The sequence below is a fragment of the Sulfitobacter sp. TBRI5 genome (assembly GCF_051013555.1).
Taxonomy (GTDB): domain Bacteria; phylum Pseudomonadota; class Alphaproteobacteria; order Rhodobacterales; family Rhodobacteraceae; genus JL08.
Window position 1 is genome coordinate 1,443,493 of sequence record NZ_CP112884.1, and the last position, 21,264, is coordinate 1,464,756.

Sequence of the window (21,264 nt, forward strand, 5' to 3'; positions counted from 1 at the left end):
CCGTAACAGGAGAAGGCCCCCTGCCGCGCGAACCGCAGGCAGGGGGCTGGACCTTGTTCTTCTGTTTTCAAATATCCCTGCCGGAGGCATGGTTAAGCGCCCAGCGCCCGAAGCAGTTCGCGACTGATGATATGGCGCTGAATTTCGGACGTACCGTCCCAGATACGTTCCACACGTGCGTCGCGCCAGAACCGTTCCAGCGGATAATCATCCATCAGACCCATGCCACCGTGTATTTGGAGCGCCGCATCTGTGACGCGTGCCAGCATTTCAGAGGCATATAGTTTGGCTGACGCAATCTCGCGGTTGGCGGGCAGCGATTTATCCAGGCGGTCAGCGGCGGCAAGCGTCAAAAGATCGGCGGCATCGATTTCGGTGATCATGTCGGCAATCTGGAACGAAACGCCTTGGAATTTGCCGATTTTCTGACCGAACTGTTCGCGGGTGGCCGCATAGTCCAGCGCATAGTCGAAAACGCGGCGTGCCCGCCCGACCGACATGGTGGCAACCGTAATCCGTGTTGCGTAAAGCCAAGTGTTCATCACCTCAAAGCCGCCGTCAACATCGCCCAGAACCTGCGCATCCGGCAAACGGCAGTCATCAAATTCCAGTATCATGTTCTTGTAGCCGCGGTGGCTGACCGATTTGTATCCGTCACGAATGGTGAAGCCCGGCGTGCCGCGATCAACCAGAAAGGCCGTGATGCGCTTTTTTGGGCCTTTTGGTGTCTGATCTTCGCCGGTTGCGATGAACACGATGATGAAATCGGCATGGTCCGCGCCCGAGATGAAGTGCTTTGTGCCATTCACCACCCAATCGCCGCCATCGCGTTTTGCCGCACATTTCATGCCGCGTACATCAGATCCGGCGCCAGGTTCGGTCATGGCCAGTGCATCCATCCGTTCGCCGCGTATTGCGGGTGTCAGGTATCGTTCGATCTGTTCGCCCTCGCACGCCATCAGAATGTTTTGTGGACGGCCGAAAAAATGGTTCAGTGCCATGGAGCCGCGGCCCAGTTCCCGTTCGACCAGTGCGAATTCCATATGGTTCAGGCCGGCACAGCCTACGCTTTCCGGAAAATTGCAGGCATAAAACCCAAGCTCGATGGTTTTGCGTTTGATCTCGTCCGCGATCTCCTGAGGGACGTCGCCTGTACGTTCAACAAGTTCTTCATGCGGGTAGATTTCTTTTTCGACAAAGGATCGCACCGTTGATGCAATCATTTCCTGTTCGTCTGTCAGCCCGTATTGCATTGCGTAAATCCCTTTGATCAGCCGAGGAACAGGTTACGGGGATTGCTTTTGTCCATCGTGCTGAAATAGTCAGTTATCATGCAAAGCTGGTCAAAAACTTCTTCGCTCTGTCAGCGTTACGGCCTGGTTCTTTATGACGGGTTTTCCAATCACTGTCTGGCAAACACGGTAGAACCTTTGCGCGCCGCGAACATGTTGTCGGGGCGGCAGTTGTATCAATGGGTCTTCTTGACGGTGAACGGGTTGCCCGCAACATCTTCCAGCGGGTTGGAGGTACGCCCGCATACACCCTTGAAGGATGCCGAGGGTGATATGCTTTTGGTCATGCCGTCTTACGGGTTTCGCACACATGCCACATGGCAAAACCGTGCAGCCTTGGGTTCGGCTGCAAAGCAGTTCAAGGTTCTGGCTGGTATGGATACCGGAAGCTGGCTGTTGGCGCATGCCGGATTGCTGTCGGGGCACCGCGCTACAATTCATTGGGAAGAACTGGCGGCGTTTGCCGAAGAATTTCCCGACATCGACGGCGTTCGGGAACGGTTTGTCATAGATGGCGACAGGGTCACGTGCAGCGGTGCCATGGCAGCCTTTGATATGGTGATGTTTCTGATTGGCCGTGATCATGGGCAAGCCCTTGCGCTGGAAGTTGCGCAGCTTTTCATGTCGGGCCATCCGCAGGTCGCTATGCCGGTCGGGCGCGGGCGCAGCCGAAGCGTGACCAATCGGGCCATTGCATTGATGCAAGAGCATGTAGAAGACCCGCTGACCATTGCGGCCATCGCGTTTCGGGTCGGATGCACCCAAAAAACGCTTGAGGCACGAATGCGCACCGCAACAGGCGCCGCACCGCAAAAAGTCTATCGGCGGATACGTCTTATTGTAGCAAGAAAGCTAGTGTTAGAGACTGTTTTGCCCGTTTCAGAGATTGCATTGCGCTGTGGCTATCAGGATGCGAGTGCAATGACGCGCGCGTTCAAAGCGGAATTCGGAACAACCCCGCGCGCCCTGCGGCTTGCCCTTGTCTGAGGATGCGCTTGTTGCAGTCGGGCGCAGACCCGATGAAACCGGATCAGCTTGCGTAATCCGATCCCTCCTGGTCCAGGATCGCTTTTAGCTCTTCCAGATGGCGGTCTGCCTGTCCGGGATAATCGTCCAGTTCCTGTGCCGTCTTTTCGGCAACATCATCGGGCAGTACCCGCAACGGCTGGCCTGTTTGCAAAGCGCGGATATAGGTTTCGGCTGCGCGTTCGAAGTAATAGAGCCTGTTGAACGTGTCCGCGACGGAATCACCGATAATCATGATGCCGTGATTGCCCATTATCATAACCTTATGCTTTGGATTGGTCAGCAAGGCGGCACAACGTTCGCCTTCCTCTTCAAAGGCAAGACCGCCATACCCGTCATCGATCACGTACCGGTTGAAAAACGTGGCGCAGTTCTGATCAATCGGTGGCAGGCGGCTGTCCGCCAGCGAGGCCAGGACAGTGGCATGTATGGAATGGACGTGCATCGCGCAGCGCGCATGCGGGCAATGCCGGTGCAGACCGCCATGCAGGCCCCAGGCGGTCGGATCGGGCGCGTTCGGCCCTATCAGGGTTTCGGGGTCATTGGCGTCTACCACGATCAGATCGCCGGCCTTGATCCGGGAAAAATGGCGCTGGTTCGGGTTCATCAGGAAACGGGTGCCGTCGTCGTTGATGGACAGGCTGAAATGATTGGCTACGGCCTCGTGCAGGTTCAACCTTGCGGTCCATCGGAACGCCGCCGCCAGATCGACGCGTTCCTGCCAGTGGTCCATATTGGGTCGTATCTGAGCAACTGTCATGGGATATCTTTCTTTTGGTTTTCCGGCGTATTTCGTTCGATCTGCAAGCTTGCCGTATTTTGCGGATCAGTCGGGTGCGGCATCGTCTGTTGGGCGGCTGGCCACCCACGCATAGCCGTTTTCGCACAGAATATAGGTTTCCCGCAAACCATGTGGTTTGTTCGTCGGTTCCTGTAAAACCACTGCACCGGCTGTGTGCGCCTTTTCGGCGGTGATATCCGGATCGCTATCGTAAAGCCGGATTTCAATACCAGCGCCGCGCGGCGGGTTTTCGGGCAGCAACCCCAGCAACGGATTACTGTGATATGTCCCGTCAGAGTGAAGCTGAAACACCTGGGATTGATAGGTCACAATCGCGAAATCCGCGCTTGCTTGATGGTAACTCATGCCAAAAACAGTCTCTAAAAAGGCGCATTCGGCCAGAACATCCCTGACCAGCAGGTTCAGGCCGATGCCCCGCAGCGATGCGCCGAAAGCCTCGGCTGAAACGGTTTCGAAATCCATGGACACTCACTCCTTATGGTTCAGCTTGATCATGCCCTTGACGCATGTCAACGTACCGCATGAACGACACAACACCACTTTCATGGGCGCAGACAGCGCCACGTCTTGTCGCTGTCGCCGCCGGACGCAGCACAGCCGATACCGTGATCCGCAACGGGATCTGGGTGAATGTGCACACGCGTGAATGTTTACCCGGCCATGATATCGCGATCGCCGAAGGGCGCATTGCCTATGTCGGAACAGATGCATCGCATTGTATCGGCCCCGATACCGAAATCATTGACGCAGACGAGCGCTATATGATCCCGGGGCTTTGCGATGCGCATATGCACATCGAAAGCGGCATGCTGACGCCGGCGGAATTTGCGCGGGCTGTGATCCCGCATGGCACCACGTCGATGTTCACCGACCCGCATGAAATTGCCAATGTTCTGGGCCTTTCCGGGGTCCGCATGATGCATGACGAGGCGTTGATGCAACCGATCAACATCTTTACGCAGATGCCGTCCTGCGCGCCGTCTGCGCCGGGGCTGGAAACCACAGGGTTTGAAATATCCCCCGAAGATGTGGCCGAAGCGATGTCATGGCCCGGCATCATCGGCCTCGGTGAAATGATGAACTTTCCCGGTGTGATCAATGGTGACCCGAAGATGCTGGCCGAAATTGCGGCTACGCAGATGGCAGGGAAAACCGTTGGCGGACATTATGCATCGCCTGATTTAGGGTCGAATTTCGCGGCATATGTGGCCGGCGGCCCAGCCGATGATCACGAAGGCACATGCGAAGCGGATGCAATTGCGCGCGTCCGTCAGGGTATGGGTTTGATGATGCGGCTGGGGTCTGCGTGGTATGATGTTGAAACCCAGATCACAGCCGTGACCGAAAAGGGGCTGGATTCGCGCAGTTTCATCCTGTGCACCGATGATTGCCATTCCGGTACATTGGTGAACGAAGGACATATGAACCGTGTTGTGCGCCACGCAATTGCCTGTGGTTGTGATCCCGTCGTTGCCTTGCAGATGGCGACGATCAACACTGCCACGCATTTTGGGCTGGAACGCGAAATCGGGTCCATCACTCCGGGCCGGCGCGCGGATATCGTTCTGACGTCTGATTTGGAAACGCTGCCGATCGAACATGTCATCGCACGTGGAAAAACAGTCTCTGAAAAGGGAAAATGCCTGGTCGAATGCCCGCATTACCCCTGGCCGGATACCGCGCGCGGCACCGTGCACCTTGGCCACAGCCTGACCGAAACAGATTTTGAAATTGCAGCCCCCAAAGGCGCAAACAGCGCCCGCGTCAACGTGATCGGAGTTGTTGAAAATCAGGCGCCGACACAGGCGCTGGTGCGTGATCTGCCGGTCGATAACGGGCTGATCGAAGGACAGGGCGATACGTTTCAGATTGCATTGGTAGAACGGCACCGCGCCACCGGCGGCGTGGTGAACGGGTTTGTATCCGGATTTGGGTACACCGGCCGCATGGCCATGGCTTCGACTGTGGCGCATGACAGCCACCATATGATTGTCGTTGGCACGGACTGCGCGCAGATGGCGTTGGCGGCAAATCGTCTTGCCGACGTGGGTGGCGGTATAACGGTGTTCAAGGATGACGTGGAACTGGCGCTGGTTGAATTGCCGATTGCCGGATTGATGTCGGACAGTCCGGCACAAGAGGTTGCCGCAAAGGCGCAAGCGATGATGAAAGCGATGCAGACCTGCGGCTGCACATTGAACAATGCCTATATGCAACATTCCCTTTTGGCGCTGGTTGTCATCCCCGAGTTACGGATATCCGATCTGGGGCTGGTCGATGTGACGCGATTTGAAAAGATCAATCTGATCAGGACAGACAGATGACCGAGATAAGCACCATCAAGACGCCGGATGTGCCCGAAGCCGAAACCTTTCGGGATGCCAAGGCCGCCGTGGCGCGGCTTGAACTGATGTACGAAACAGCCACCGGATTCTTGCGGAAAAATTTCAGGCGCGCGATGGAAGAAGGATACCCGACCGCGCGGTATCGGGCCTTTTATCCAGAAATCCGGTTCACCACCACAAGCTATGCGCATGTGGATACGCGGCTCAGTTTCGGTCATGTCGCGGCACCGGGCACCTATGCCTCCAGTATCACGCGCCCGGATCTGTTTCGGAACTATCTGATCCAGCAGATTGGGCTGCTGATCGAAAACCACGGCATGCCCGTACAGATCGGGCTGTCCGATACACCGATTCCCGTGCATTTTGCCGTTGTCGGTGATGAAACGCTTGATGTTCCACAGGAAGGCGCATCCGATTTTATCCTGCGCGATTACTTTGATGTCCCTGATCTGAGCACCACAAACGACGATATCGTAAACGGAACCTACGCGACCCCGGACAATGTCGGTGTTCTGGCCCCGTTTACGGCCCAGCGCGTGGATTATTCACTGGCGCGCCTTGCGCATTACACCGCAACCGACCCGCATCATTTTCAGAACCATGTTCTGTTCACCAACTATCAGTTCTACGTCGCCGAATTCGAAGCGTTCGCGCGTTCCCAGCTTGCCGATCCGAACAGCGGATATACAAGCTTTGTCAGCACGGGAAACATGGTGATCACGTCTGCTGACGCGCCATTGGATCACCTGTTGAAGTTGCCGCAAATGCCCACGTACCACCTGAAGCGCGAGGACGGGTCCGGTATAACTCTGGTCAATATCGGTGTCGGCCCTTCAAACGCCAAAACCGCAACGGATCACATCGCCGTTTTACGGCCACATGCCTGGCTGATGGTGGGACACTGCGCCGGTTTGCGGAATTCGCAGGCGCTGGGCGATTTCGTTCTGGCCCATGCCTATTTGCGCGAAGATCATGTTCTGGACGATGATCTGCCGGTCTGGACCCCGATCCCGGCGTTGGCCGAAATCCAGATTGCTCTGGAACAAGCGGTTGCTGCCGTGACCAAACTGGAAGGGTTCGAGCTGAAGCGGATCATGCGCACCGGAACGGTTGCCACGATCGACAATCGCAACTGGGAACTGCGCGATCAGTCGGGGCCGGTGCAGCGTCTGTCGCAATCCCGCGCAATTGCTCTGGACATGGAAAGCGCCACGATCGCAGCGAACGGGTATCGTTTTCGGGTTCCCTATGGCACGCTGCTTTGCGTTTCCGATAAGCCACTGCATGGCGAATTGAAGCTGCCGGGGATGGCATCAGACTTTTACAAGACCCAGGTTGCGCGGCATTTGATGATCGGAATCCGGGCAATGGAAGCGTTGCGTGGCATGCCTCTGGATCGGCTTCACAGCCGGAAATTACGGTCTTTTGACGAGACTGCGTTCCTTTGAAACGGCCTTTTGGGTGAAAAACCCGCAAAAAAGGGCAAAAAAGCGCTGTTTTCCTCTTGCGCTTAACCACTATTTGTTGTGTTCCTACACTATATTCCGTTACATTGCGCGAATGAGGCCCTAAGTTTCGGGCAGCCGAAGGAGACCTAAAATGGCGAAACCAATGACCAAAACCCAACTCGTCGCCGCACTGGCCGATGAAATGGGAACAGACAAAAAAGCAGCAGCAGGTGCGCTGGATTCAGTGTGTGCGCTGATCACACGCGAAGTTTCCGGCGGCGGCGCCGTAACATTGCCCGGCGTTGGCAAAATCTATTGCCGCGAACGGCCCGAGCGCATGGTGCGCAACCCGGCCACAGGTGAACAGTTCAAGAAAGACGCGGACAAAGTCGTCAAGATGACGATTGCCAAAGCGTTGAAAGACAGCGTTAACGGCTGATCTTGACCTTGTTTCGAATTGCGGAAAGGGTCGTCCCGATGGGGCGACCCTTTCTAATTGGGGCAGACTGAATGGACACGCGCGCAATTGGCATGGGGCTGGCTTTTGCCCTTATGTGGTCCTCTGCCTTTACGTCCGCCCGCTTTATCGTTGTGGATGCCTCGCCGCTGTTAGCGCTGTCAGTACGCTATCTGATCTCTGGCCTTCTGGGCATAGCAATTGCCCGCGCAATGGGGCAAAGCTGGCATCTGACATCGGACCAGTGGCGTGCAACGATCCTGTTTGGCGTGTGTCAGAACGCGCTTTATCTGGGTTTGTTTTTTGTCGCCATGCAAACGATCGAAGCGTCCCTCGCCGCGATCATCGCATCAACCATGCCGTTGCTGGTTGCCGTGGCCAGCTGGGCCTTTCTGGGCGAACGGTTGAAGCCGCTGGGTATTCTGGGGCTGGTGCTTGGCATGATCGGGGTCGTGCTGATCATGGGCGCCCGTTTTCAGGGTGGCGTTGATCTCTATGGCCTTGCCTTGTGTTGCGTTGGCGTTCTTGCGCTGACATTTGCAACAATGGCGGTGCGGCGGGCGACATCAGGTGGAAGTTTCCTGATGATTGTTGGGTTGCAGATGTTGGTGGGGTGCGTGGCACTTGCCATTGCGGCCCTGTTGTTTGAAACGCCGCGGCTTAACCCGACACCGACACTCGCCATCGCGTTTGCGTATACAACGCTTGTTCCCGGGTTGATCGCGACCTTGGTCTGGTTCTTTCTGGTCAACCGGATCGGTGCAACGCGCGCTGCGACGTTCCATTTTCTCAATCCGTTTTTCGGTGTGGCGATCGCATCGCTTTTTCTGGCCGAAGCGCTGGGCCCGCGGGACGTCATCGGCGTGTCAATTATTGCCGCAGGTATTCTGGCAGTTCAGGTGTCGCGCCAATCCGGCAAATTGAAATCGCGCTCCTGGTCTGATCCATAGCGTGTTGACTTGAGCGGGGCAGCAATCGCAACTGGGGTTCAAAGCCCTTCGATTGCACAAAAAACCTGATGACAGATATCCAAACCCAACCGGCACAGGCGCCAAAACGATATGTTTTTTTGCTGTTGCCGGGTTTTTCGCAATTGGGTTTCACCTGTGCCCTTGAAACCTTGTCGCTTGCCAACCGGCATCTGGACCATGGCACCTATTATACCTGGCGTTTACTAGGTGAAACCGGTCAACCGGTGCGGGCCTGGAACGGCGTAACGGTAGAGGTTGATGATGCCTTGGGGCCGCTGGACAGAAGCGAAACCCTGATCGTTTGCGCAGGAGAACACGTGGGCCGCGCAAGCACCAAACCTATCCTGAACTGGCTTCGGCGCGAAACCCGCAAGGGTATGGATTTTGGCGCGTTGTCTAGCGGTACATATACGCTGGCATTGGCCGGTCTGATCAACGGGAAACGGGTGACAACGCATTGGGAATATAAAACGGCACTAAGCGAGCTGTTGCCAGACGTGATCATGGAAGACAGTATTTATTCGGTCGACGGGAAAGTGTTCACAACAGCCGGTGGTGCCGCTTCGATGGATCTGATGTTGCACAGGGTCAGCGAAGATTACGGTGTGGATCTGGCGCGGTGGGTTGCGGACCAGATGATCTATACGGCACCGCGCGGGCATTCCCACGCGCAACGTATGTCTTTGCGGGTCGGGGGTGAATATCGGCACTCCAAGCTGTCTCTGGCGTTGCAGATCATGCAAAACAATGTTGAAGATCCGCTAAGCTCTGACGATATCGCTGTCGTGACAGGGTTGTCGTCCCGCCAGTTGGAACGGCTGTTTGCGAAACATCTGGGGCAATCGCCCAAACGGTACTATTTGCGGCTGCGTCTTGAACGGGCGCGCGAATTGCTGCGTCAGACCCAAATGTCGATCACCGAAATATCAGTGGCGTGCGGGTTTCGCTCTCCGTCGCATTTTTCAAAAAGTTACCGGCGCGAATTTGGCACCAATCCCAGCCATGACGCTGTTGGTACCGGTCTCTTGTGGCCCGGATCGGACTAGTTCAACAATGGCTCTATCTGCGCCGTGATCTTGCGCGAGGTTGGTTTTGTTGCCGACCCCCAGGTCGCGACGACGGCACCGTCGGGCCCGATCAGCACCTTGTTGAAATTCCATTTCGGAACAAATCCGGTTTGTGCCTTGACGGCTTTGAAAAACGGATGCGCTGTCGTGCCTTTAACAGATGTTATGTCCGTCATCGGCAGATCCATATCGTAGTTCAGCGCGCAAAACTCTTTGACCTCGGCGGCGGTATCCAGTTCCTGATTGAAATCATCGGACGGAACAGCCAGCACAACCAGACCCCGCGATCTGTAGGTATCGTATAACGCCTGCAATTCGGCATATTGGCCGGTAAAGGCACATTGCGACGCAGTGTTCACAACCAGAACCGGTTGGCCGGACCATTCGGACATATCCAAGGTTCCGCCATCAATCGAAGGAAACACACCGACAGGGCCACGTGCCAGGGTCATGCTGCTGATGACTGCAAACAGTGCTGCAAAAACCCAACGGATCATGATTGCTCTCCCCATTATGTGATATATGTACGGACAAAACCGGTTGCCAGATCACAACACGACAGCGCGAGTGGCCTGAAATAACACTTTTATTCCTGGCGCGGCGCGCCATCTAATCATCGTGACCAATTGATCGGAGGCTATATGACCACTTACACAAAAAATCCGGACGTGATCGCCAGCCTGTCACCGGAAGAATATCATGTGACGCAGGAAAGCGGAACCGAACGCCCCGGCACCGGCGCTTTGCTGAACAACAAGGAGCCGGGAATATACGTGGATATCGTATCTGGCGAACCGCTGTTTGCATCGGCTGACAAATACGAAAGCGGGTGCGGCTGGCCCAGTTTCACGAAACCGATCGAACCTGCCCATGTGCAGGAATTGCGCGATGCATCGCTGGGCATGATCCGTACCGAAGTGCGCAGCACCCATGGCGACAGCCATCTGGGCCACGTGTTTCCCGATGGGCCGGTTGATCGGGGCGGGCTGCGCTATTGCATCAATTCGGCGTCGCTGCGGTTTATTCACCGCGATGATATGGAGGCCGAAGGGTACGGGGCCTATTTGAACCAGATAGAGGATATATCGTAATGGCACAGGAACGCGCAGTTTTGGCTGGTGGTTGCTTTTGGGGCATGCAGGATCTGATCCGCAAGCGCGCCGGGGTGTTGTCGACCCGTGTGGGTTACACAGGCGGGGACGTTCCAAATGCAACCTATCGCAATCACGGCACCCACGCCGAAGGGATCGAAGTGATTTTCGACCCTAACACAATCAGTTTTCGCGATTTGCTGGAGCTTTTTTTCCAGATTCACGATCCGACAACCCTGAACCGCCAAGGAAATGATCGCGGGCTAAGCTATCGATCAGCGATCTACTATGTGGATGAGGCGCAGCGGGAAACTGCGCTTGATACGATTGCCGATGTCAACGCATCCGGCATTTGGCCCGGACCCGTGGTGACCGAAGTGGAACCTGTCGGAGATTTCTGGGAGGCAGAACCGGAACATCAGGACTATCTTGAGCGGATTCCAAATGGCTACACCTGTCATTTCCCGCGCGCGGATTGGGTCTTGCCCAAAAGAACAGCGAAAGCATCCTAGCAGGCGTAAGGCGGGGCAATCCCGCCTTACCCGACTGCAATGCGCGGGCGCCCCGACGCTTCGACAACCACAGTTGCTTCGATGAACACCTCGCGGGCTTCCGCAGCGGCCTTTTTTACATCCCGTGTTACCGATATCTGGATATCGCCCGCCCCGGCGGCGCGGGCATCCCCGTCTGCGGCAGTGCGCAAGACAGTCTCAAGCCGTACGAGGGCCTGTTCGGAATCTCCGAAATCTTCGGGGCCCGTATCAAGGTGCACGCGATATCGCCCTTCGGACGGCGATGTGATCGTGCCGCTTTTGCGCATTGTGACCCGCCCGACAACGGCACCGATGGCGTTGGCCACACCTGCGTGTTCGGGCAGGATCATTTCACAGTGCAGTCTTTTGCCAACCGCGGGATAATAGGTCGGGGCGGAGGCGCCCAGACCGATCACCGGCACGTTGACCGATGCTTCGAACCGGATCAGACCCGCGTGGCGATCGAACCCCTTTCGGGTCAGGACATGGCGTGCCAACTGTTCGGGCGTCAGGCCAAAATCGCTGTCTTCTTCTGAAAAAACAGTCTCTAATATAGCTAACGACGTTTGTTCCGTCAGTTGATCGATGATCATCCGGGCCATATCGTCAGGGTTTTGCGCAAGGGTTTCACCAGCGCCGGTGCGCCGACGTCCAAACAGGATCAGCGCCATCCGGGCAGCATCGACATTCCAGACCAATGACAGGCCAAGCGCGTGGCTGGCATCAGACGGTGTCAGGCCTGCAATCTGGACAAGGCCGCGTTCGACCAGTCGCTTGAGGGATCCGATTTCGACCCGGTTTCGCAATATGTGCCCCACCGGATGAACAGCATCGCCGATCCGCTCAAGAACGGCCGCTTCCCGCGGTCCCAGACCTTCTATGGTCTGGCCTTGTACAGCGCGCACAAATCGCCCGTCATGATCGCCGGGCACGGCAGCGCGCAATTGCGCTTCCAGTATCGGCAGGACAATGTCAGGTGCATCCATCGCCAAAAGCGATATCGGCAACAGACGGCGCGGCCCCAGGGTTACGCTGCCTTTCAGTCCTTCCGAAATGAAATGAACTTCGCTGTCACCCCCCAGACCGGTCGTGCGCATCGCGACGGCTTCGACCATTGTCCGGTAAGGCCCGACACGTGCGCCACCCGGATCAATGGCGGGCCGCCCGTCTTTCAGAACGGCCACATCCGTGGTGGTGCCCCCGATATCCGAAACCAGCGCGTGATCCGCCTTGGTTAACCACCGCGCCCCGACAATAGACGCCGCAGGCCCGCTCAGGATCGTTTCAATCGGCCGCTCCCGTGCCATCTTTGACGATATCAACGCACCATCACCCCGAACGACCATCAAGGGTGCGGATATGCCCAGATCGCGCAGTTTGTCTTCGGCCCGCCCGATCAACCGATCGATCATGCCGATCAGACGCGCATTCAGAACCGCTGTCATCGCGCGCTTTGGGCCATTCAGTTTCGCCGACAGTTGATGAGACGACGAAACAGGCCGGCCTGTCACCGAATGGACAAGTTCGGCGGCGCGCAATTCGTGTGCCGGGTTGCGGGTTGCGAATTGCGCCGCAACGGCAAATCCCGAAACATCGTTTTTATGGTCTTCCAGAAAGGCAACCAGCGCCGTCTCGTCCAATGGTGCCGCCTGTCCGCCTGCGTGATTGTGGCCCCCGCCCAGCACCAGATAGGGATCGCCTTTCAAGGCTTCCAACAGGCCATGTGTTGCCAGATCGCGTTCCTTGAAACCGATATAGATCAAGGCAACACGGCCCCCCTGACCTTCGACAAGCGCGTTGGTGGCCAGTGTCGTCGACAGCGACGCCATCGCGATGTCCGCAACATCAATGCCTGACCGGTCCAGAACCGCAGCCACCGCGCCGCCGACGCCCACCGCCAGATCGTGCCGCGTGGTCAGCGATTTGGCGCTGGCAATTACGGTTTCATCATCCCGGATCAGAACCGCATCTGTATAGGTGCCGCCCGTATCTACGCCCAACAATACTGACACGTCTGTCTCCTTCCTGTTTGATAGCGGTTTAATCAAAAGACGGGACGTTGCCAGTCTTTAAACGGCATTGGATGGCCTATTTTGCCGATCCGGCCCGGCCCAGCCGGTCAATCGCCCAGCGTGCCGCATCGGAAACCGCCGGATCCGGATTCTCAACCAGCGAGCGGGCGGTTTCTGTCAGGCCCGCATCGGCCGAATTTCCCACGGCGTAAAGAACATTTCGCACAAAGCGGTTGCGACCGATCCGTTTTACGGGCGAACCGGAAAACAGGCTGCGAAACCCTGCATCATCCAGTTTCGCCAGATCAGCCAGTTTTGGTGCTATCAGGTCATCGCGTGCGGCATATCTCATGTCGGATGCTTTGAGTGCAAACTTGTTCCATGGGCAAACAGCCAGACAATCGTCGCATCCGTAGATGTGATTGCCCAGCAACGGCCGCAGATCTGTGTCAACCGGGCCGGAATGTTCGATCGTCAGATACGAAATGCAACGCCGCGCGTCCAGCTGGTAGGGTGCAGGAAACGCGTTTGTCGGGCACACATCCAGACAGGCACGGCAGGATCCGCAATTGTCGGTTTCCGCGGGATCGGTCGGCAGTGTCAGAGTCGTGAAAATAGACCCTAAAAAGGCCCAATTGCCCCATTCCCGACTGACCAGGTTTGTGTGTTTCCCCTGCCATCCCAGCCCTGCTGCCTGCCCCAGCGCCTTTTCCGGAACCGGTGCGGTATCAACAAAGACCTTCACTTCGCAGGGTCGCTGTTCGATCAGCCAGCGGGCCAGCCTTTTCAGGCGTTTTTTGACCACATCGTGATAATCCCGGTTTTGCGCGTAAACCGAAATGGCGCCACTTTCGGAGTGGTTCAGCACGTCAAGCGGGTCGTGTTCAGGCGCATAGCTGTCGGCAAGCATGATAACGGATTGCGCTTCGGGCCAGAGTGCGGACGGATCACCGCGCCAGTTCATCCGGTCTGCCATCCACGACATCTGTCCGTGGTATCCAGACTCTACAAAGGCATTCAGCCGCGCGCGCACCTCTGGCACGTCCCACGGGCGGCACAGTTTGCAGGCAACAAATCCAAGGTTTCGGGCTTCCTCGATCAGCCTTTTCTTCAGATCGTCGCTCATGTCGAATGTTGAGGGCCGGGGGTGGCACCCTTCCTGCAAAGGCAATTGATCGCGGCGGAAAGATCAGAAATCAAGGTCATTGTAATGGCGTGGCGGCGGAAAGCCGGGGACCTGATCGGCCAGTATGGACCGGAATGCAGGCCGTGATTTGATCTTGGCATACCAGTCCTTGACCACGTCAGAGCGGTTCCAGTCGACGTCGGAAATGTAATCCAGTGAACTCAGATGTGCAGCCGCGGCAAAATCAGCCAGTGACATGTGATCGCCGGCCAGCCAGCGGCGGTGATCCAAAAGCCATGTCATGTAATCAAGATGGTACTTGATGGCCTTGGCGCCGTCCTTGACGTTCCGGCTGTCGGGAAACCCATGCCCCATGACCTTTTTGTTCACCCGTTCGTACAAAAGCTTTGATGTCACTTCGTGATGGAATTTGTCATCAAACCAGTTCACCAGGCGGCGCACTTCCAGGCGGCCCACTGAATCCTTGGGCAACAAAGGCGGTTCGGGTCGGGTTTCTTCGATGTATTCGCAGATCGGGCCGCTTTCGGCCATCATCAGCCCGTCAAGTTTCAGCACCGGCACCTTGGCGGCGGGGTTGCGACGCAGAAAATCCGGATCCGCCTCCCAGTACCTCTCTTCAACCAGTTCAACCTCGATTTTCTTTTCGGCAAGGCTCAGCCTTACTTTCCGGCAGAACGGTGACAGGGGAACATGAAATAGGCGGGCCATGCATTCTAATCCAGATCGAACAAAGGTTCTTCTTCAATGCCCGCTGGCGCGTGATATTTCAACTCTCGAAACACGCTGACCGGCCATCCGCGCGGATCGTGGCCGCCCCGTCCTGAATGGAAGCGGCACGTTTGCGCGTTGTCGCGGACGGATCAGAGGCGGATCGTGTTTTTGGTGCGGGAAGGATGGCGGCCAGTCGTGCTGCCTGAGCATCTGACAACCTGTCAGGCGTTACACCAAAATAGTGATCTGCCGCCGCTTTCACCCCAAACACGCCTTCGTCGAATTCGGCGACGTTCAGGTAGACTTCGATGATCCTGCGTTTGGACCAGATCGCTTCGACCAGCGGCGTCAGGCCCGCCTCCAGCGCTTTTCTGATCCATGTGCGCCCATGCCAAAGTAAGACATTCTTGACTGTTTGCTGGGTGATCGTCGATGCGCCGCGATTGCTGCCCGCTTCGATTGCGGCCTTGATCGCGGGTAGATCAAACCCCCAGTGGTTGCAGAAATTCGCGTCTTCCGCAGCAACGACAGATCGTGCCATCGCCGGATTGATCTGCGTCAGCGCGACCCATTCCTGTTTCACGCCGCCCAATCGGCGGGATTCTGACATCATGTAAAGATTTGTGGGGGGATTTACCCAGTTCAACAGCAAAACAGCCAATACGAAAAAGGCGAAGATCGCCAATGCGCCGCGCGCGGCCCAGCGCAATACGCGTCTTATCGGGCCGGTTTGGGGTGTCTTGCCCGCCTTGGCCTTGGATTTGGTTTTGGACCGGGTCGTTTTTGATTTCGATGCCTGTGACATGTGCCTAGCTATAGGCGGCAGCGCGCCCCGAGAAAAGCGCAAGATCGCGCAACCGGCAGCCCGGCCGCTTTGAAAAACGACCTGACGGATCCGCGATACAAATCAGGGCGCGGAACCGGTATCCGGACCGCGCCACAGAAAGACGTGTGAAGAACTGCTATTCCGCGGGCATTGCGGTATCCGACAACTCCAGCGGAGCGGCGATGTGGACCAGCATTTCTTTCGGGCAGATCTGCATGAAATTGCCAATCTCAAGATCCCAGTGCTGTAGCAGGTCGATTGCTTTGCGACTGCCGGTTTCAGCAGCATGGCGCTGCACCAGTTCTTCCAGTTCCTTCAGCCAATGCGGCACTGTTACAGGGCAAGTTACAACAGTTTCCATGTTCATCAGCGTTTTCGAATGGCCGGTCGGGTCGTACAAGTAGGCCATACCCCCCGTCATGCCGGCCGCGAAATTCGCACCGATTTCACCCAGAATGACCGCAACACCGCCTGTCATATATTCACACCCGTTGCTGCCACAGCCTTCGATCACGGCCTTGGCGCCCGAATTGCGCACGGCAAACCGTTCGCCGGCGCGACCTGCCGCAAACAGATAGCCGTCGGTCGCGCCATAGAGCACCGTGTTGCCGATGATCGTGTTCTTGGACGCATCCAGCGGGCTGGCCATTGGCGGGCGCACAACGATCGTTCCGCCGGAAAGACCCTTGCCCACATAATCGTTCGCATCGCCACTGACCTCAAGTTTCAGCCCCGGTGCCGCAAATGCGCCAAGGGATTGGCCGGCAGAGCCTGTCAACTTGACCGTCAGATGGTTGGGTTGCAGCGTGTTGCGCATGCCAAACCGTTTCACGATGTGGCTGGACGTGCGGGCACCTACCGTGCGGTGAGTGTTCTGCACCGCATAGGACAGCTGCATTTTTTCGCCATCTTCCAGGAATCGCGCCGCATCGCGGACGATTTCTGCATCCAGCGTATCCGGCACGGCATTTCGTGGCCGGTTGCGATCGTAAACGATTTCAGATGCGCCATCTACGGTGATCAGCAACGGGTTAAGATCCAGATCGTCCAGATGCGCAGACCCGCGCGATACCTGTGTCAGAAGATCGGCACGGCCAATCACCTCGTCCAGGGATCGGGCACCGATTGCAGCCAGCAATTCACGCACTTCGGTGGCATAGAACGTGATCAGGTTCACAACCTTGTCTGCGTTACCGGTGAACTTTGCCCGCAATGCATCATCCTGCGTGCATACGCCCACAGGGCAGGTGTTGCTTTGGCACTGGCGCACCATGATGCAGCCCATCGCGATCAGCGCAGCGGTGCCGATACCGTATTCTTCGGCACCCATCATCGCGGCCATGACAATATCGCGGCCGGTGCGCAAACCGCCATCGGTGCGCAACGTGATCCGGTCGCGCAGCTTGTTCATGCTGAGAACCTGATGTGCTTCGGTCAGACCCATTTCCCATGGCAGGCCCGCGTATTTGATGGATGTCGCAGGCGACGCTCCGGTGCCGCCATTGTGACCCGAAATAAGGATAATGTCGGCTTTTGCCTTGGCCACACCGGCTGCAATTGTCCCGACACCCGAGCTGGCGACGAGCTTTACAGTCACCTTGCAGCGCGGGTTGATCTGTTTGAGATCATAGATCAGCTGGGCCAGATCCTCGATCGAATAGATGTCGTGATGCGGCGGCGGTGAAATCAGTGTCACACCGGGGGTGGAATGGCGCAAACGTGCGATCAGTTCGGTCACTTTCATGCCGGGCAACTGGCCGCCTTCGCCGGGTTTGGCCCCCTGGGCCACCTTGATTTCCAGTTCTTCGCATTGGTTCAGATATTCGGCCGTTACCCCGAAGCGGCCGGATGCCACCTGTTTGATCTTGGCAGACGGATTATCGCCGTTGGGTTCGGGTACAAAATGGGCGGGGTCTTCGCCGCCTTCGCCGGAATCCGATTTGGCACCGATCCGGTTCATTGCCACGTTCAGCGTCTTGTGCGCCTCGGGGCTAAGGGCGCCAAGCGACATGCCAGGGGTGACAAACCGCTTGCGGATGCTGGTGATGCTTTCCACTTCCTCGATCGGTACGGGCGCGCCCAATGGCTTGATCTCAAGAAGGTCGCGCAGATGAATGGGCGGATTGCTTTTCATCTTGGCGCTGTATTGCTTCCACATTTCATAAGATGCCTTGTTGCAGGCCATCTGCAACATGTGCATCGACGTGGCTTCCCATGCGTGGGTTTCACCGCTTGTGCGCGCCTTGTAAAAGCCTCCGATCGGCATGACGGTTCCGTCACCCTGCCAGCCGCGTGTGTGCACCTCTTCGGCCTTGCGCTGGATGCCGACCACGCCAATGCCGGAAATCCGGCTTGTCATACCGGGGAAATATTCGGCACACATGGCCCGGCTTAACCCGACGGCCTCGAAATTCAGACCGCCGCGATAGCTGGAAATGACCGAAATTCCCATTTTTGCCATGATCTTGAGCAGACCCTGATCAATGGCTTCGCGATAACGCGCAACTGCTTCTGTCAGCGGACCATCCAGCAATCCGCGACTGATGCGGTCGGCCAGAGTATCCTCGGCCAGATAGGGGTTCACGATAGTTGCACCGCACCCGATCAGAACGGCGAAATAATGCGGATCAATGCATTCCGCCGACCGCACCGTGACAGAACAGAATGTGCGCAATCCCTTACGGATCAAGTGGCTGTGCACGGCGCTGGTTGCCAGAATCATCGGCATCGCAACCTTGTCGTTGTTCGACAGATGATCCGACAGAACGATATGCCCGGCGCCGGATCGCACGGCATCTTCGGCTTCGGCCCTGACGCGGGCCAAGGCGGCATTCAATGCCCCGGTTCCGGGCGCGAAACTACAGTCGATCTCGACCAGATCGGCGTTGAAATGTTCGCGCAACTCTTCAAACTGGGTGTTCCCGATAAACGGGCTTTCCATCACCAGAATTTCGGTCTGGTTGCTGTCTTCGTCCAGCACGTTCTTCAGGTTTCCGAACCGCGTCTTAAGGCTCATCACGCGGTATTCGCGCAAACTGTCGATGGGCGGGTTTGTGACCTGCGAAAAATTCTGGCGGAAAAAATGGCTAAGCGGCCGGTACTGTTTTGACAACACGGCCGAAGGCGTATCATCGCCCATGGACGCGAGGGTTTCCTTGCCATCTTCGGCCATAGGCGCAAGGATTTGTTCAATTTCTTCAATGGTGTAACCCGCTGCGATCTGGCGCTTACGCAACTCGGGTCCGTCAAACACAGCTTTTTCAGTGACGGCAGACAGGTGCTGATCCAGTTCCTTGATCTTGCCGACCCATTCGCCAAACGGCTGCGCATCCGACAGCTTATTCTTGATTTCGGTGTCGTGATACAGCCGACCCTCGGCCATATCGACCGCAATCAACTGACCCGGGCCAAGCGCGCCTTTTTCAACAACGCCAGCTTCGTTGATCGGCACCATTCCGGCCTCGGATCCAGCAATCAGCAAGCCGCTGCCTGTCACCACATAGCGCATCGGGCGCAGCCCGTTCCGGTCAAGACCGGCGCACACCCAGCGCCCGTCCGTCATGGCCAGTGCGGCAGGGCCGTCCCATGGTTCCATGACCGAATTGCAATAGGAATACATATCACGCCACGCCTGCGGCAGTTCGATGGCCTGTTTGCTCCAGCTTTCAGGGACAAGCATGGTTTTTGCCATGGGCGCATTGCGCCCCGCACGCACCAGAACCTCGAACACGGCGTCCAGGGCGCCCGAATCCGATGATCCCTGGGGAATGATCGGTTTGATATCTTCCGCCATGTCCCCGAACGTGCTCGACGCCATGCGAATCTCGTGGCTTTTCATCCAGTTGACGTTGCCCTTGAGCGTGTTGATTTCGCCGTTATGGGCCAGCATCCGAAATGGCTGGGCCAGCCACCATTGCGGGAACGTGTTGGTGGAATAGCGCTGGTGATAGATGGCAAAGGCGCTTTCAAACCGTTCATCCATCAGGTCGGGATAGAAAACGGCAACCTGTTCGGCCAGCATCATGCCTTTGTAGATGATCGAACGGCATGACAAAGACGCGATATACAGACCCTGTACATGGGCCGCAGCCGCAGCTTTTTCGACGCGGCGCCGGATCACGTAAAGCTCGCGCTCAAAGGTTTCCTCATCAACGCCTTTGGAATTGCTGATGATGATCTGTTCAATTTCGGGCCGCGTCGCGTTCGCCTTTTCGCCCAGACAGGTGATATCGACCGGAACGTGCCGCCATCCGTAGATGTAATAGCCCATGCGCAGCACTTCGGTTTCCATGATCGTGCGGCAGGTTTCCTGTGCGGCAAAATTGGTGCGGGGCAGAAACACCTGACCCACCGCAATAAGCTGATCCATACGTGGCGTGTGCCCGGTTCTTTCGATCTGGTTGTAGAAGAACGGCACCGGAATCTGTACGTGAATGCCGGCCCCGTCTCCGGTCTTGCCATCAGCATCCACCGCGCCGCGATGCCAGATCGCCTTGAGCGCCTGAATCCCCTTTTCCACGACTGTGCGCGATGGCGACCCGTCAAGGGACACAACAAGACCGACGCCACAGGAAGAATGCTCATCTTCTTCGGAATAGAGACTGTTTTCAGCCATCCATTTGCGCTTTTCTTCTTCGGCCCGCACCCACGCATCATCAAATTTTGTCATGGTGTATCTTCCTCTCGAACGAAGGGGTTGTTCTTTTCATAATCCGCTTTGGTGATCCGATTGTGATCGCCGCGAAATGCGTAACCGGTGGGGCATTTGTCTGCGTAAACTTCTCGGACAAGGCTTGCATCGCCCGCGTTGTCAAACAGGCCCGGCACAAGTTCGATAAATCGTGCATTCGCTCCGGAGGTGTCGCGCAGCCAAAGTGCGGATCCGCAGTGGTCACACCAGGCGCGTTCGGCAAAAGAAGACGACTGGTGGCGTTTGACGGGGCCGCTGACCTGTACATGATCACTATCGACCGCAATGCCCATTTGCACCGATCCGCTCCAGCGGCGGCACATATCGCAATGACACGCCGAAATCGCGTCCAGTGGGGCTGTGACGGTCACGCGGACTTCGCCGCACAGGCATCTGCCGGTCGTGTTGGTCATGATGGCCCACCAGTGCCGGATGTAAACAGCGCAATTGTTTCCGCTTCGCTCAATCGTTGATGATCGCCAGCCAGCGCATAACCGTCCGGTTTCTGGTCGCTGTTGAATTCAAGGTTCAGCGTGTTGCCGGCCGCATTCTGAAACAGGCCCGCCGCCAGATTGCGGTGTCGGTCATGGACCGTCATGTACCAAAGCGCGGACCCGCAGGTGTCACAAAACGCCCGTTCGGCCCATTCGGAAGACCGGAAAACTCTGGCTGGCCCGTCGACGGTGATCGTATCCTGATCACAGGGGATCGACATGAACATGCTGCTTGTCCAGCGGCGGCACATGTCGCAGTGGCAGGCCCGGATAACCGGCGCACCGCGCTGGGCGCGCAGAGTGACGGCACCGCACATGCACTGTCCTGTTATGAACCCGTCCTGTTTCATGG

At 57.0% G+C, this 21,264-nt stretch carries 19 protein-coding genes; 8 read left to right on the forward strand and 11 right to left on the reverse strand.

Translation table 11 applies throughout. The features are described 5' to 3' along the window. Nucleotides 1–92: 92 nt before the first annotated feature. Entirely contained in the window at nt 93–1,253 is a 1,161-nt protein-coding gene (locus OLX72_RS07370; protein ID WP_433990155.1) for an acyl-CoA dehydrogenase family protein, read from the reverse strand. 78 nt (nt 1,254–1,331) lie between these two features. Here OLX72_RS07370 and OLX72_RS07375 point away from each other — a divergent pair, with 78 nt between their 5' ends. Further along, on the forward strand, nt 1,332–2,279 hold the full coding sequence (locus OLX72_RS07375; protein ID WP_114871782.1) for a GlxA family transcriptional regulator: 948 nt from the start codon (nt 1,332–1,334) through the stop codon (nt 2,277–2,279). Nucleotides 2,280–2,322: 43 nt separating this feature from the next. Here the strand turns inward: OLX72_RS07375 and OLX72_RS07380 are convergent, their stop codons facing one another. Further along, nucleotides 2,323–3,078 (reverse strand): class II aldolase and adducin N-terminal domain-containing protein, encoded by a 756-nt coding sequence (locus OLX72_RS07380; protein WP_433990156.1) that lies wholly within the window; start codon nt 3,076–3,078, stop codon nt 2,323–2,325. A 66-nt stretch (nt 3,079–3,144) separates the two neighbouring features. Next, nucleotides 3,145–3,582: a glyoxalase gene (locus OLX72_RS07385; RefSeq protein WP_114871780.1), complete on the reverse strand. Its 438-nt coding sequence runs from the start codon at nt 3,580–3,582 to the stop codon at nt 3,145–3,147. A gap of 59 nt (nt 3,583–3,641) precedes the next feature. On the opposite strand from OLX72_RS07385, the gene ade reads away from it, so the two are divergent. The 5 genes from ade to OLX72_RS07410 all read left to right on the forward strand — a co-directional run bounded on the left by ade (nt 3,642) and on the right by OLX72_RS07410 (nt 9,387). Further along, nucleotides 3,642–5,444, forward strand: a complete 1,803-nt coding sequence (gene ade, locus OLX72_RS07390; protein WP_433990157.1) for an adenine deaminase — start codon at nt 3,642–3,644, stop codon at nt 5,442–5,444. A gap of 5 nt (nt 5,445–5,449) precedes the next feature. Next, entirely contained in the window at nt 5,450–6,913 is a 1,464-nt protein-coding gene (locus OLX72_RS07395) for an AMP nucleosidase (protein ID WP_205389311.1), read from the forward strand. Between the two features lie 151 nt (nt 6,914–7,064). Then, nucleotides 7,065–7,352 (forward strand): HU family DNA-binding protein, encoded by a 288-nt coding sequence (locus OLX72_RS07400; RefSeq protein WP_114871777.1) that lies wholly within the window; start codon nt 7,065–7,067, stop codon nt 7,350–7,352. Between the two features lie 71 nt (nt 7,353–7,423). Further along, complete coding sequence (locus tag OLX72_RS07405) at nt 7,424–8,320, forward strand: DMT family transporter (protein ID WP_433990158.1); 897 nt, start codon at nt 7,424–7,426, stop codon at nt 8,318–8,320. Between the two features lie 68 nt (nt 8,321–8,388). Further along, nucleotides 8,389–9,387 (forward strand): GlxA family transcriptional regulator, encoded by a 999-nt coding sequence (locus OLX72_RS07410; protein WP_433990159.1) that lies wholly within the window; start codon nt 8,389–8,391, stop codon nt 9,385–9,387. Here the strand turns inward: OLX72_RS07410 and OLX72_RS07415 are convergent. Further along, nucleotides 9,384–9,905: a glutathione peroxidase gene (locus OLX72_RS07415; RefSeq protein WP_433990160.1), complete on the reverse strand. Its 522-nt coding sequence runs from the start codon at nt 9,903–9,905 to the stop codon at nt 9,384–9,386. The two genes, OLX72_RS07410 and OLX72_RS07415, sit on opposite strands and share 4 nt — an antisense overlap. A gap of 144 nt (nt 9,906–10,049) precedes the next feature. Between OLX72_RS07415 and msrB the strand changes: the two genes are divergently transcribed. Together msrB and msrA are read left to right on the forward strand one after the other, a co-directional pair. Beyond that, complete coding sequence (gene msrB / locus OLX72_RS07420; protein ID WP_433990161.1) at nt 10,050–10,499, forward strand: peptide-methionine (R)-S-oxide reductase MsrB; 450 nt, start codon at nt 10,050–10,052, stop codon at nt 10,497–10,499. Beyond that, entirely contained in the window at nt 10,499–11,011 is a 513-nt protein-coding gene (gene msrA / locus OLX72_RS07425) for a peptide-methionine (S)-S-oxide reductase MsrA (protein ID WP_114871772.1), read from the forward strand. The genes msrB and msrA overlap by 1 nt, the downstream gene beginning before the upstream one ends. Before the next feature lie 26 nt (nt 11,012–11,037). Here msrA and OLX72_RS07430 read toward each other — a convergent pair whose 3' ends face one another. From OLX72_RS07430 to OLX72_RS07460, 7 genes are all read right to left on the reverse strand, one after another. Beyond that, the gene (locus OLX72_RS07430) at nt 11,038–13,044 is read right to left on the reverse strand and encodes a hydantoinase/oxoprolinase N-terminal domain-containing protein (RefSeq protein WP_433990162.1); all 2,007 of its coding nucleotides are present in this window, start codon (nt 13,042–13,044) and stop codon (nt 11,038–11,040) included. A gap of 76 nt (nt 13,045–13,120) precedes the next feature. After that, the gene (gene queG / locus OLX72_RS07435; RefSeq protein ID WP_433990163.1) at nt 13,121–14,170 is read right to left on the reverse strand and encodes a tRNA epoxyqueuosine(34) reductase QueG; all 1,050 of its coding nucleotides are present in this window, start codon (nt 14,168–14,170) and stop codon (nt 13,121–13,123) included. Between the two features lie 63 nt (nt 14,171–14,233). Next, on the reverse strand, nt 14,234–14,899 hold the full coding sequence (gene fzlA, locus OLX72_RS07440) for an FtsZ-binding protein FzlA (RefSeq protein ID WP_114871769.1): 666 nt from the start codon (nt 14,897–14,899) through the stop codon (nt 14,234–14,236). 58 nt (nt 14,900–14,957) lie between these two features. Further along, complete coding sequence (gene mtgA / locus OLX72_RS07445) at nt 14,958–15,707, reverse strand: monofunctional biosynthetic peptidoglycan transglycosylase (protein ID WP_114871768.1); 750 nt, start codon at nt 15,705–15,707, stop codon at nt 14,958–14,960. A gap of 157 nt (nt 15,708–15,864) precedes the next feature. Further along, nucleotides 15,865–20,397, reverse strand: a complete 4,533-nt coding sequence (gltB, locus tag OLX72_RS07450) for a glutamate synthase large subunit (RefSeq protein WP_433990164.1) — start codon at nt 20,395–20,397, stop codon at nt 15,865–15,867. Continuing rightward, nucleotides 20,394–20,831 carry a GFA family protein gene (locus OLX72_RS07455; protein WP_114871766.1) on the reverse strand — a complete coding sequence of 146 codons (438 nt, stop codon included), beginning with the start codon at nt 20,829–20,831 and terminating at the stop codon, nt 20,394–20,396. Before OLX72_RS07455 ends, gltB begins: the two co-directional genes overlap by 4 nt. Continuing rightward, nucleotides 20,828–21,229 (reverse strand): GFA family protein, encoded by a 402-nt coding sequence (locus OLX72_RS07460; RefSeq protein ID WP_254684659.1) that lies wholly within the window; start codon nt 21,227–21,229, stop codon nt 20,828–20,830. The genes OLX72_RS07455 and OLX72_RS07460 overlap by 4 nt, the downstream gene beginning before the upstream one ends. Nucleotides 21,230–21,264: the final 35 nt, after the last annotated feature.